The organism is Acinetobacter sp. HZNU-JH01 (assembly GCF_037996845.1).
In the GTDB taxonomy this organism is placed as follows: Bacteria; Pseudomonadota; Gammaproteobacteria; order Pseudomonadales; family Moraxellaceae; genus Acinetobacter; species Acinetobacter haemolyticus.
Genome location: NZ_JBBMZX010000001.1, coordinates 339430 through 353621, shown reverse-complemented (window position 1 = coordinate 353621; position 14192 = coordinate 339430). Strand labels below are relative to the sequence as shown.

10 protein-coding genes are annotated in these 14192 nt (G+C 37.4%); 9 read left to right on the top strand and 1 reads right to left on the bottom strand.

The genetic code is table 11. The features are described 5' to 3' along the window. Positions 1–33: 33 nt before the first annotated feature. On the bottom strand, positions 34–909 hold the full coding sequence (locus AAC851_RS01710) for a bile acid:sodium symporter family protein (protein ID WP_340600412.1): 876 nt from the start codon (positions 907–909) through the stop codon (positions 34–36). A 678-nt stretch (positions 910–1587) separates the two neighbouring features. On the opposite strand from AAC851_RS01710, the gene AAC851_RS01705 reads away from it, so the two are divergent. The 9 genes from AAC851_RS01705 to AAC851_RS01665 all read left to right on the top strand — a co-directional run bounded on the left by AAC851_RS01705 (position 1588) and on the right by AAC851_RS01665 (position 14038). Beyond that, positions 1588–2658: an HlyD family secretion protein gene (locus AAC851_RS01705; RefSeq protein WP_340600411.1), complete on the top strand. Its 1071-nt coding sequence runs from the start codon at positions 1588–1590 to the stop codon at positions 2656–2658. A 25-nt stretch (positions 2659–2683) separates the two neighbouring features. Continuing rightward, the gene (locus tag AAC851_RS01700; RefSeq protein WP_340600410.1) at positions 2684–4240 is read left to right on the top strand and encodes a DHA2 family efflux MFS transporter permease subunit; all 1557 of its coding nucleotides are present in this window, start codon (positions 2684–2686) and stop codon (positions 4238–4240) included. 119 nt (positions 4241–4359) lie between these two features. Then, positions 4360–5181 (top strand): hypothetical protein, encoded by an 822-nt coding sequence (locus AAC851_RS01695; RefSeq protein WP_340600409.1) that lies wholly within the window; start codon positions 4360–4362, stop codon positions 5179–5181. Continuing rightward, positions 5178–6764 carry a GH3 family domain-containing protein gene (locus AAC851_RS01690; protein WP_340600408.1) on the top strand — a complete coding sequence of 529 codons (1587 nt, stop codon included), beginning with the start codon at positions 5178–5180 and terminating at the stop codon, positions 6762–6764. Before AAC851_RS01695 ends, AAC851_RS01690 begins: the two co-directional genes overlap by 4 nt. After that, a complete protein-coding gene (locus AAC851_RS01685; protein ID WP_213075546.1) occupies positions 6761–8089 on the top strand; it encodes a TolC family protein in 1329 nt (442 codons plus the stop codon). The genes AAC851_RS01690 and AAC851_RS01685 overlap by 4 nt, the downstream gene beginning before the upstream one ends. A gap of 11 nt (positions 8090–8100) precedes the next feature. Then, positions 8101–9270, top strand: coding sequence for a hypothetical protein (locus AAC851_RS01680; RefSeq protein ID WP_134252239.1), 1170 nt, complete (start codon positions 8101–8103; stop codon positions 9268–9270). A gap of 304 nt (positions 9271–9574) precedes the next feature. Continuing rightward, on the top strand, positions 9575–11779 hold the full coding sequence (locus AAC851_RS01675; RefSeq protein WP_340600407.1) for an OsmC domain/YcaO domain-containing protein: 2205 nt from the start codon (positions 9575–9577) through the stop codon (positions 11777–11779). Between the two features lie 339 nt (positions 11780–12118). Then, positions 12119–13192, top strand: coding sequence for an amidohydrolase family protein (locus tag AAC851_RS01670; RefSeq protein ID WP_340600406.1), 1074 nt, complete (start codon positions 12119–12121; stop codon positions 13190–13192). Positions 13193–13207: 15 nt separating this feature from the next. After that, the gene (locus AAC851_RS01665) at positions 13208–14038 is read left to right on the top strand and encodes an SDR family NAD(P)-dependent oxidoreductase (protein WP_340600405.1); all 831 of its coding nucleotides are present in this window, start codon (positions 13208–13210) and stop codon (positions 14036–14038) included. Positions 14039–14192: the final 154 nt, after the last annotated feature.

Genomic DNA, 14192 nt, shown 5'->3' with positions numbered 1-14192 from the left:
ATCGCAACTATAGTGATTTGAAGGTCTTTGCTTTTAAGCTTGGCTTATTGTTTCTTTCGGTCCGAATTTCGTTACCCAAATTCCAAAAATCGTCGCAAAGATATACATAAAGATTGAATACACAGCAGCAGGCATTGCGATGGTGGTACTTGCCATAACTGTGAGTGCAATGGTCATCGCCAATGTACTATTATGAATCCCGATTTCAAATGCACATGCACGTGCTTGATATGAACTGATACCAAGCATACGTGGAACGAAATAACCTACCATTAAACTAATTGCACAGAAAAGTGCAGTTGCCAAGCCAATTTGTCCAATGTAATTCATCAGATTTTCGCGCTCAGTAATAATTGCACCTAGAATAATGATCACGAGAAAGATCACAGCAAAGATACGGACTGGACGGTTAAGCTTTTCAGCAAAATGAGGTGCGTAATGACGAATTAACATCCCGATACCCACAGGCACCAAAATAATTAAAAATACCTGCATCACTTTTGAAAACTGTAAACCAACTTGCTGTCCTTCATTCATAAAGTGAAGAATAGAAAAGTTAACAATAAAGGGAAGAAAGACAGCTGCAAGTACGGCATTAATTGCAGTTAGACTAATATTGAGTGCAATATCACCTTTGTATAAATAACTGAATAAGTTTGCAGTTGTTCCGCCAGGGGAAGCCGCAAGTAGCATTAAGCCAACAGCCAATAATGGTGGTAAAGCTAAGATTTTACAGATTAAAAAGGCAATCCCTACCAATAGAACCAACTGACAAAATAAAGCGATAAAAATGACTTTTGGTTGTTTACTAATCCGAGTGAAATCTTTTAATGTTAATTCTAAACCCAGTCCAGCCATAACTATTGCTAAAGCAATGGGTAAAAAAAGTGTGATCAACCCTGAATCCATATTTGTTTCTTCCTTTTAATAAATATTATTTGCATGAATAGATGTTGTTTCATCGTGCCCAATAAGAAATCGAATCCTTTGATTTCTTACTGCTCTTGGGAAAGCAGACACGAAGAAACAACATATTTAAAGAACCAATATTATATGCATGTGAATTTAGTTATTTTTCCTAAATCATTTCACTTATTAATACTACGCATTTTTCTATCGGATTTTGTCTACTTTACGACAAATTTATAAAAATTTAATGCAATAATTTTAAACTTAACATTCATATATAAGGTTTGGTTACATTTTTACAACCATTCGTGATGTTGACAGTTCTGTCTGACAAAAGAAATAAAAAATGTGAATAAGGCGGTATTTGACCCTCAGATTAGAGGTCAGTATGAATAATAATATTTATTTTTATCATATAGATAAAGTGAAATTTTCAATAGAATAGAGATTTTAATTGATATAGTTAATAATTATTGTTTTCATTTAAACACTGGTAAATTAATTGACCTAAATGCACAAGTGTGCTGAAATTATGGTCAATGACAGCAAATTACATCGAGATTGATAATTCTCGCCAATTTGATATGCGTAACCATTCATTTGTCTTAAATAAGTGAAAGTTACAGAAATCTTTAAGACGAAATAAAAGAATTTATATTACAAATTTTGGAATGAAATATGGACGTCGTAGCACGTGTGGAGGCTGAGGAAATAGAGACCAAAGTGCAAAAAAAGCAAAAAGTCACTTGGATCGTTTTTTCTTTACTTTCGCTATTCTTATTAATTGGGGTGATGTATTACTTTTTTGTATTTCGATTTTATCAATCTACAGACAATGCCTATGTTCAGGCTGATCTCACTTGGGTGATGCCAAAAGTTACGGGTGAAGTTGTGGAACTGGCAATTGATGATAATCAATATGTCAAAAAAGGTGACACTTTAGCGATACTCGATCAGCGTGATTATCAAGCAAGATTTAACCAAGCAAAATCCTTGGTCACCTTAAAAGAAGCGGCACTTGTCGTCCAAGAGCAAAATGAAAAATCAGCACAATCTTCTATTCATGAAGCAAATAGTGGGGTACTTGCTGCTCAAGCAGATTTATCACGTCTAAAAAAAGATTTTTTACGTTATCAAGACTTGTTAAAAGATGGTGTGATTACGCGACAGAATTTTGAAAGTATTCAATCCCAATATTTATCAGCACAAGCTCAGCTTAGCCGTGCATTGGCAGGGGTAAATGCTGCAGAAGCACAATTTGGTAGTTTAAAAGCCAGTCGAGCGCAATTGCTTGCAGATATTCAAAATGCGAAGGCGAGTTTAGACCTTTATCAAATAGATTTAGCATCAGCAAAGATTATAAGCCCTGTCACTGGCAAAGTGGGCAGTTTGGCAATACAAAAGGGCTCTCGTGTAAGTCCACAAACTCGCTTAATGGCGATTATTCCTGATAATAGTTTATATGTGCAAGCAAACTTTAAAGAAACACAAATCCAAAAAATGCATATCGGGCAAACGGTTTCCTTAAAGTTAGATGCTTATCCAAGCCTAACTTATACAGGAAAAATTGAAAGCTTTTCTCCTGCATCAGGAGCAACCTTTTCGCTTATGCCCCCCGACAATGCAACAGGGAACTTTAATAAAGTTGTTCAACGAATTCCTGTTCGAATTGCAATTGATCCAAGTCCCCATATTGAGCTTATCAAGCCAGGTATGTCTGTTAAAGCCACGGTTAATTTAAAAACTTAAGCATTGCGATTTTAGGGACTTAAACATGGATAAGCGTCTAAATGAGGAATGGAAATTCCCAACTAAAGTCGCGTGGGTCATTTTTATAGCCATGATTTTTGGCAATTTTATGGCGATTTTAGACATTCAAATTGTTGCGAGTTCTTTGAATGAAGTTCAAGCAGGAATGAGCGCAAGCCGTTATGAAGTCACTTGGGTTCAAACGGTGTATTTGATTGCTGAAATTATTGCGATTCCGATGTCTAGCATTATCTCGAGAGTTTTATCGACAAGGATTTATTACACGATTTGTGCAGTTGGATTCACGATTAGTTCCTTACTTTGTGCAATGGCATGGAATCTTGAAAGTTTACTTGTATTTCGTGCCATACAAGGGTTTATGGGGGGCGGTATGATCCCAACCTCAATGACAGCGCTTTATTTACTATTTCCTGAAGCTAGACGTGCATTGCCTTTGGTTTTGTTTGGCATGATCAGCACTTTAGGACCTGCGATTGGCCCAACCGTTGGTGGTTGGTTAACAAATAGTTTTTCATGGCACTGGATGTTTCTGATCAATATCATTCCTGGAATCATCATTGCAACGATCATTTTTTCAGGACCAGACATTGATCGCGCAGATCATAGCTTACTGAAAAAAATGGACTGGATCAGCCTTATTGCTATGGCAATGTTTTTGGGCGGTTTGGAATATTTCCTCGATGAAGGCGCCAGACACGAATGGTTAGTTGATACAGGTGTCCGCACTGCATTTTTGATTTGTATTGCAGGGGGGGTGATATTTTTCTATCGAAGCTTCACACAACCTAAGCCATTGTTGGACTTGAGTGTTTTTAAAAATAAGAATTTTACCCTAAGTGCCATTATCACTTTTGTGATCGGTATGGCGTTATACGGTTTGGGATACATGATCCCCGTTTTTCTTGGTCAAGTACGAGAAATGAATAGCAGCCAAATTGGACATATCATGATGGTCACAGGTGTGGTGATGTTCTGTTTTGCTCCATTTTTAGCATGGTTGATTCCAAATTTCGATACCAGAAAAACTGTTTTCGTTGGGATGATTATGGCGGGATTTGGTGTATGGCTAAACTCACATTTAAGTATTCACAGTGATTATGACTTTATGTTTTGGCCGCAAATATATCGTGGTATCGGCCTGATGATTTGTTTGATTGTGGTTTCACATCTCGCGATGAGTACATTGCCATTGAATAAAATTGCTGATGCCAGTGGGATTTATAACCTGATGCGGAATATTGGTGGGGCCGTGGGGCTTGCATTAATCAACTCATCCCTAGATTGGCTAACAGCATTACACGTCACGGAATTAAATCAATATATGACGCCACAGAATTGGGTTTTTGTAGAGCGTTTAGAACAACTCACCGCGCAATATCAAGAAGTGGGGGCAAATGCTCAACAAATTGCACTCAGTATTATTTATCGTGACATTCATTATCAAGCATTGACATCAAGTTTTAATGATTTATTGCGTATGCTTGCGATCATTATGTTTATTGCTGCCTTTCTTACATTTTTCATGGATAGGGGGGAAGAAAATGAAAGTTTAAAAAGTTAGATTTGAGGGTGATTTTTCCTATAAAAGGTAAAATATATTTCACATAAAAATAATATTTATATAAGTATCGAGTTGTCTTGGGGACGAGAATACTTATATAGGTTTAAAGGTTATATCTTATGATTAAGACAACATATAAGCTTATTTCTAAGTTAAACAACAAAGAAGCAACTTATGGGCAATACGTTGAAAAAGAGAAAATTGATCTTGCTCAGCTAAAAACCATGTATTCAATTTACGAGCAATATTATGAGAATACTAAATTTTCAATCTTTGTTGAAGACTTTAAAAAGAAAAGTGGTGCAATATTAATTTTTAATTCAAAAACTGATCAAATAGTTGGTTTTTCAACAGTTGCTGTTCAACACTTTTATTTTGAAGGGAAAGATTATACCGTTTTATTCAGTGGAGATACGGTTATCCTGAGGGAATATTGGGGAACACGTACTTTACAAAGTGCGATGTTAAAATTCATGATGAAACTTAGAGTTAAATATCCATTTAATGAACTATATTGGTTATTGATCTCCAAAGGATATAAAACCTATTTATTATTAGCGAATAATTATTACGTATATTACCCGAATATAAAAGACGATAATCAACATTTAGCAGCAGTGGTTGAACATTATTGTGAGAACTTCTTTAGTGAATATTATGACAAAAAAGTAGGATTATTAAATTTTGGTGAGGATTATCAACCTTTAAAAGGTGAAGTTGCACCGATTACTGATGAAATGAGAACAAAAAATCCAAAAATTGAGTTTTTTGAGCAGCTTAATCCTACATGGACAGCAGGGACTGAATTACCTTGTATCGGGCGTTTAGCATGGAAAGATATTGCTCGGTTTCCTGTAAAATTAATTTCAAAACCAATGAGTAAAGGAAGATGTGAAGCAATCATCACAAAGCAAAAAATTCAAACTGGAGTTTCAAAATGAGATACGAACAATGGCTTAGCTCAGGATCACATTTTATTTTGAAGCAGTGGTGTAATGCGACCGATAGAAAGTTTAAAAAAAACGCCAATCAACTTGAGGTTACCCAACGTAAAATTCTCAGCGCTATTTTACAATCTTCAACTTTAGCGATTGAAAATCGAGTTGTGAATTATGAGCAGTTCGTAAATGCCTTTATGCCAACTCGTTATAGCGCATGGCGAGAAGATATCCACCTATATCGAGAAGAAAAACGTGCACTTTCAAATAGTAAATTAATTCGTTTTCAACCGACGAGTGGCTCTAGTGAACAGATAAAATTTATTCCATACACTCAACAATTTTTGGATGAGTTGGATCAAGCGATTGCAACGTGGTTGGCGAGCTTATATCGAAAATGTCCACAACTCCAATCAGGAACACATTATTGGTCCGTTTCGTGGTTACCTGAAAGCCAAAGAGAGATTTTAAAAGATAAAAACTTAAATGATGACAGTGCATTGCTAGGATTTGGGAAACGGATTTTATCTAAATTTACGCAAGCGGTTCCAAGCAATGTTGCGTTTGCTTCAAATGCGGATGATGCTTTGTTTGCTACAATTTGTTATCTCGTTGCAAATCGCAATCTGGCAATGATCTCGGTGTGGAGCCCAACCTTCGCTTTACAGCTACTTGATCGTTTGCAAAATATGCAACAAGAAGTGAAAGATGTTTTAGCGACAGGGACATGGGGGAATCGAGCATCCTCCTTACAACAAGTTCAAGCTCCACACTGTCCATATAGTGCTGAGTGTTTGAGCATGAGCATCGTTGATGGGCAGATTGATTTTCAAAAACTATGGCCACGCTTAAGTTTAGTTTCTAGCTGGGATACAGCAGGTTCAAAAGCATGGGCGGACGTATTAAAAGCAAGATTACCTTTTGTACAATTTGAAGGTAAAGGTTTATGGGCAACTGAAGGTGTTGTAACGATACCTTATCAAGATCAATACCCACTTGCTTATCAAAGTCATTTTTATGAGTTCGAATATTTAGAGGGGGAGCAACGTGGTCAAATTGTACCTTCATGGAAGCTCAAACAAGGTGATATTGTGAGCCCAATCATAAGTTCTGGTAATGGCTTATTAAGATATTGTCTCGATGATTGCATTCGTGTTACAGGCTTTTTAGAACAAGTCCCATGTTTTGAGTTTTTGGGTCGTCGTTTTGGTGTTGATCTCGTGGGTGAAAAACTAGCACCTGAAACCGCCCAACAACTTTTATCTCATCTTAATCAAACGCAATCGAAAGCAATCTCTTTACTGGCGATTGATACACAACAACAAACAAAACCTTTTTATTGTGTTTTGTTTGAGGGGGATATTCATCATCAGATTGATCATGAATATATTGACCAGATCTTACGTCAGAATTTCCATTATGAACTTGCTCGTAATCTAGGGCAACTGGATCAACCGCAAATTCGAAAAGCAGAAAATGGTTGGGATGCTTACAAAAAACTTGTGATGTATGACGGTATTATTGAAGGCAATATTAAGCCTGAACCTTTGAAAAAGATTAGCTTGAATAGTTTAGCGCAGCTATGAAACAAGGGATGAATAGGATGATGCAATTGGGGCATCGAATTGCTCGATATCAATATTTAATGCTTTCTAGTATTTTGACTATAACGAGTTCACTCAATGCCATGACCTTAGATCAAGCATTGAGTGCCAGTTTAAAGCATGAAAGTCGTCTAGAACTGAGTCGCTTAGATGTAAATCGTTCCACTGCTATGTTAGAGCAAGCGAAGCAACGAGATGGTCTAAAAATCAATTTAGTTGGTCAGTTGGACTATGAAAGAATCGAAACACCTGAAACAGTGTTATTTCCCACTGAAGGTAATCGGCGAGGGCGTAGCCTACAACTTCAATTAGATTACCCGATTTATACTTCAGGTCGGCATCGTTTAGGTGTCGATGTTGCTAAAAGTCAAGTCGCTGCTCAGCATCAGGCTTTTTCAGACCGTCGATCAGAAACGATCTTAAATACAGTGATGGTTTATACCGATGTATTGAAGAAAAAAGCCATTTTAGACTTGAGAAAGAAAACACTCACAAACTTGCAGCGTTCGCTATTCGAATCACAACGTCGGTTTGATGTTGGTATGATCACACGTGCAGATTTAGCTCAAGTCTTGGCACAAGTTGCGCAAGGACAAGCCGATGTGACTCAGGCACAATCAAATCTCAGTATCAGTGAGGCGCAATTTTATCAGATTACGGGTATTTACCCAGAACATTTGTCTAAAGTTGATCAGCTACCCATGATTACGTTGAGTTTAGATGAGATCTTAGCTAAAACAAAAAATCACCCTGCACTGATCCAAGCTAAATATGAGAAGCAAGCAGCTGAACAACAATTTGCGCTTAGCAAAAGGGAGTTATGGCCGACTGTGATGTTAACCAGTCGTGCAGGTAAGCAAGAAGAGGCCAGTTATATCGGCTCTGAAAGTAATAACTATATGGTTGGGGTACAGTTAAATGTCCCTTTATTTGATGATGGATTAAATCGTGCGAATGTACGCAAAGCCCAGACGGATGTAGATTTGAGTCATCAGAAGATTAGAAGTTTAGAGCTGGACTTAAATCAACGTGTACAAACGACTTATGCCCAACTTTTAAGTGTTCGGCAAAATAAAAATGCGCTTCAAAATGCTATCGATGCAGCAGAAATCGCATTGTTATATACCCGGAAGGAATTTGAATTGGGCACAAAAACGACTTTTGATTTACTCAATACTGAACAAAAATTACTGGATGTGAAAACACAAAAAACAGTAAATGAACAAGATGAGATCGTTTTTGTTTATCAGTTATTAGATCAAATGGGTGAGTTAAATCAATTGATCACAACGCAACATCCGAAATAAGGGAAATAACAATGAATACAAGCCCAGCCAGCCAGCATTTTGAAAGTCAACTTGTTACAAGGGAAGCAACACAGGAAGATGATCAGGCCTTAAGAGCCTTGATCGCTGTACCGATGACAACACGCGGTATCCAGATTAGTTTTCAACGCGAACCAAGCTATTTCAAAGCCTCAGATATTTTGTATAAGCACAAATTGCATGTACTGATTGAGGATAAAGAAAATCAGAAAAAAGTGGCTTGTTATAGCAATGGTTATCGACCATGTTATGTTAATCGTGAGATACAAAATTTTCGATATGCGAGTGATTTGCGGGTGGATCATCAATATCGCGGAAAATCTCTAGTGAAAATGCTAGGCGCTCATGTCGAAAAAAATATGCATGATCCTAATTTTAGTCAAATGATTATTTTTGATGATAATCATGCTGCGCGTGCGGCTATTCAAACACCTAAAACAGGCATGCCTGATTATTATGATGAAGGACTGATTGAGACTTTAACATTAACGAGTTTAGGCAGATTGAGTAAACTAAAAAAATATATAAAGGCTCAAACGTTAAATAATGAAACTGCTGATGAGATTTGGTCATGTACTGCTGGGATTGAACATATTGCTGCAATGAATGCTTTTGTGACGGAAATGTCAGATTATTATAATTTTATTCCTGCATATAATTTTGAAGAATTGGCTGAAGGGAATTGTTATTTTTCTGGTTTAAATCTTTCGGATTTTTTGCTTTATTTTCATAATGATAAAATCGTAGGAATGTTTGGGCTTTGGGATCAACATGGTCTTAAACAAACCAAAATATTGAATTACAGTCGCATGATTGGATTGTTTCGTCCGATTTATAATTTATGTACGGCTTTTAGCAAAAGTTTAATTTTGCCAAAACGTGGTGACTCAGTGAAATACCATGTATTACATAGTTTATTGTGTCATCCAAACGCTTTGTCTTTGCATCATCGTATGCTCACCGATGCTTATCAGCGTTCCAAGCAACTCGGAATCGGTGCTGTAAGTTTTACCTTGTCACATCAAGATCCCCGTTATCAGCTCAATCAATTTTATAAAGGAGAGCGTTTAACTGGAATGCATGGCTTTATTAGCTTCCAAGGTGATCCTCGTCCCAATTTTGATAACAACTTAATCCCATATCTTGAGGTGGGACGGATCTAGCATGAATTGAACGGACTGCAAAATATTGAGTATTGAGCAGTCTTTTCAGAAATGAATGTTTGAAGCTGCTGTATTTCTGGGCAGATTCAAGTTAAATCACTTCAAAATACAGACAAAAGTTATCAATTTCATAAAATACTTCTATAATAACGCCCATCATTACGAGTTGCAGAGTGCATGTCATCTCGACAATCTCTCGCAACTACGCATTATTAAGTCAATTTAACGCTACAATTCGGCTTATTTATCAATATTTTCAATCTTTTGTGTCAAATAAACACATCAGACTAACTTAGGTGCCAGCATGGAAATCAAGGTAAATTACCTCGACAACCTTCGACAAGAAGCCAAATTCGATGACTTTACGGTAATCGCAGATCAACCGATTCGTTATAAAGGGGATGGATCTGCACCGGGGCCATTTGACTACTTCTTGGCATCGTCGGCACTATGTGCAGCTTATTTTGTCAAAGTGTATTGCGCGGCACGTGATATTCCAACCGATAATATTCGATTATCCCAAAACAATATTGTTGATCCAGAAAACCGCTATAAACAGATTTTTAAAATTCAGGTTGAACTTCCAGCTGATATTTCTGAAAAAGATCGTCAGGGGATTTTACGTTCTATTGACCGTTGTACCGTAAAGAAAGTCATTCAAACGGGTCCTGAATTTGTCATCGAAGAAGTGGAAAGTATAGATGCAGATGCTCAAGCTTTATTGATGCCAAATCTTACATCTGAAAGTACTACTTATATTCAAGGTAAAGATTTACCTTTAGAAGAAACCATTGCCAATATGTCAGCAATCTTGGCTGGTCTAGGCATGAAAATTGAAATTGCATCATGGCGTAATATTGTGCCAAATGTTTGGTCACTGCATATCCGTGATGCTCAGTCACCGATGTGTTTTACCAATGGTAAAGGCTCAACCAAAGAAAGCGCACTAGCATCTGCATTAGGCGAGTTTATTGAACGTCTTAATTGTAATTTCTTCTATAACGATCAATTTTGGGGTGAAGAAATTGCCAACGCAGAATTTGTGCATTACCCAGACGAGAAATGGTTTAAACCAGGGCCAAATGGCGAATTACCAAAAGAAATCTTGGATGAATATTGTCTTGAGATTTACGACCCTGAAAAAGAGTTACTAGGTACGCATTTATACGATACTAACTCTGGGAATATTGAACGTGGGATTTGTTCACTTCCTTTTGTTCGTCAGTCTGATGGTGAAACAGTTTACTTCCCATCAAACTTGATCGAAAACTTGTATCTCAGTAATGGTATGAGTGCAGGGAATACATTAGAAGAAGCCCAAGTTCAGTGCTTATCTGAAATTTTCGAACGTGCTGTAAAACGTGAAATTATCGAAGGTGAAATTGCACTACCTGATGTTCCTGAAGAAGTTTTGGCTAAGTATCCAAGTATTGTTGCAGGTATCCAAGGCTTAGAAGAGCAAGGTTTTCCAGTATTGGTTAAAGATGCTTCTTTGGGCGGTCAATTCCCAGTGATGTGTGTCACTTTGATGAACCCACGCACAGGCGGTGTGTTTGCTTCATTTGGTGCGCATCCAAGTTTTGAAGTGGCTTTAGAGCGTAGTTTAACAGAGTTATTGCAAGGTCGTAGTTTTGAAGGTCTCAATGACTTACCACAACCAACCTTCCAAAGTGAAGCAGTGACAGAACCGAATAATTTTGTGGAACACTTTATTGATTCAAGTGGCTTAGTCTCTTGGCGTTTCTTCAGCGCAAAATCTGATTATGATTTTGTAGAATGGGATTTCACCAATGACGGTGAAAACTCAAATGCAGATGAAGCCGCAGAACTGTTTGGCATTCTTGAAGAAATGGGCAAAGAAGTCTACATGGCTGTCTATGAACATTTAGGTGCGACAGCTTGTCGTATCCTCGTACCCGATTATTCTGAAATTTATTTAGTTGAAGATTTGATTTGGGACAATACCAATAAAGCATTGGCATTCCGTGAAGATATTCTAAATATTCATTGTTTAGATGACGAGCGTCTTGAAGCACTGGTTGAGCGTTTAGAAGAATGCGAACTGGATGATTACACAGAAATCACGACCTTAATTGGCATTGAATTTGATGACAATACGGTTTGGGGACAATTGACGCTGCTTGAATTAAAACTTCTTATTTATATTGCTCTGAAGCAATTTGAAGAAGCAAAAAATTTAGTTGAGCAATTCCTTCAATACAACACCAACACGGTAGAACGTGGTTTGTTCTATCAATGTATGAACGTCGTGTTGGAAGTTGTTCTTGATGACGAGATGGAGTTGGAAGATTACGAAAAGAACTTCCGTCGTATGTTTGGTGATGAGCGCATGGATGCTGTCGTGGGTTCTGTCGAAGGCACTGTTCGTTTCTATGGTTTAACGCTGACCAGTATGAAACTCGAAGGTTTGGATCGTCATTTGCGTTTGATTGAGAGCTACAAGAAGTTGCATGCTGCTCGTGCAAAAGCAGTCGGTTTACATAAATAATTAATAGCATGAATTTTTAAATTCATGCTGAATACACTTGATTTGAAGCGCTCATATCGTGGAGGTCAAGTGTATTTTTTCATTAAAATCAGTTAAATAAATTAAAGTTATATTTTATTATGAATAGTATTCATAATTTATGATTATAAAAAATCATTTCATGCATATTTAGATTATTTGTAAGCTAGAAAACACAATAAAACATGTTTTGGTATCGAGTAACCAATGAAACATATAAATAGCTTATCGGTTTTATAAGATCTCAACATGGCTTTTGAACTGATCATTGAAAAAGATTAATCCTAAAGGAACGATATTACAACTTTATAGAGTGGAACAATGAACCAACTCGATTTTTCTATTATTGACCCACATATACATCAGTGGGATCCTTACCATACTCCGCATTCAGCAGCGGTATTGGTTAAGGCATTGGGGAAATATCCATTCCTTATGGATAAGATTCTTCGCTTAGTAAAACCAAAAGCGTTATTGGACACTCTAGGGCATACGCAACATGTATTAAGCCCTTATTTACCGATGCATTATCATCAAGATTTAGATGGGATACAGGTTGAAAGCGTTGTTCATGTCGAAGCCAATTGGCATCATCATAAAGGGTTTGGCGTTGTTGAAGAAACGAGATGGCTAAGCCAGTTAGATTTTGCAAAATATGATTTAAAGCTTGCTGCAATTGTTGCCACGGCAGATCCAAGTCACCGCAAATTCGTCGATATTTTAAAAGCACATCGAGATGCAAGTCCTTTGTTTAGAGGAATTCGAAAAATGTCTTCTTGGTATGAAGATGACGGCATCTATCGCTGGTCTGAAACACCTCATTTATATCAGTCTAAAAAATTCTTAAAGGGATTTGAGCAACTCGCCAAAATGAATCTGTCTTTTGATGCTTGGGGCTATTCAACTCAATTAAATGAGATCACTGCCTTGGCCAAGCAGTTTCCAGAAACAAGGATCGTGGTAGATCATCTTGCAACACCTGTTGGTTTATTTGGTGCAGTAGGGAAGAAGACAGGGAAAACTGCTGCGCAACGTGATGCAATATTTCAGCAATGGCAAAACGACCTAAGTGCTTTAGCGAAGCAGCCGAATGTGCATGCAAAAATATCAGGGCTTATGATGCCAGTATTGGGACATACATTTTATAAAGAAAATCGGACGGCAACTGTTGCTGAAATGGTTCAATTATTGACCCCATTGATACAGCATGCGATCCATGTCTTTGGTACAGGACGCATCATGTTTGCTTCAAACTATCCAATGGATAAACCTAATGCGCGGTTAACCGACTTAATACAGGCTTATATCAAAATGATTGAGCCTTATGGTTCTGAAGCTTTGCAAGCGATTTTTAGACAAAACGCAATCCATTTTTATCAATTAGACATCAACTAAACAAAGAGCCACGCTATGAAAAATTTTAATCAAAAAGTTGCCGCGATTACAGGTGCAGGTTCTGGAATCGGTCAACAACTCGCTATCTTATTGGCACAACAAGGTGCACATTTAGCCCTGAGTGATGTCAACGAGCAAGGCTTAGCTGAAACATTGGAACTTGTTAAATCCTATCCAGTTAAAGTCACGCTTAGTACCTTAAATGTGGTTGATCGCACTGCTGTAGAGGAATGGGCTACGAATACCGCCCAAGAACATGGAAAAATTAACCTCATTTTTAATAATGCAGGCGTAGCATTGGCAAGCACGGTTGAAGGAATGAGTTATGAGGAAATGGAATGGGTATTTGATATTAATTTTTGGGGTGTTGTACATGGTACCAAAGCATTTTTACCCTATTTAAAGCAAAGTGGTGAAGGGCATATCATCAATATCTCTAGTCTATTTGGTTTGACTGCCCAACCTACGCAAAGTGCATACAATGCGACTAAGTTTGCTGTACGTGGATTTACCGAATCGCTTCGTCAAGAGCTTGACTTACAAGCCAACGGCGTAAGTGCAACTTGCGTCCATCCGGGTGGTATTCGGACCAATATCGCAAATAGTGCACGTATGAGTGACAGTATTCGGGCCTTAGGATTGAATCCCGCAAAAGCAAGTAAAGCTTTTAACAAGGTACTAAAAACCCCACCAGAAGAAGCAGCAAAAGTGATTTTAAATGCGGTCAAAAAAGATCAGCGCCGAGTTTTAATTGGCAATGATGCCAAAATCCTAGATCTAATTCAGCGTGTAGCACCATCACATTATGCGCAAGCATTGAATTTGTTCACTAAAAAGAGAAAATAGTGATTTTTTAATTTATTTAACGAAACCCTAAATGTGAATTTAGGGCTTTTTTGAACTACAGTTATCAGTAAAACTATTATCATTAAATAAATTTTGAGTTTGTTTGTCCTCTAAAAAAATCTATCCTTATGTTTTCCAGTTAAAGCTCAAAAAT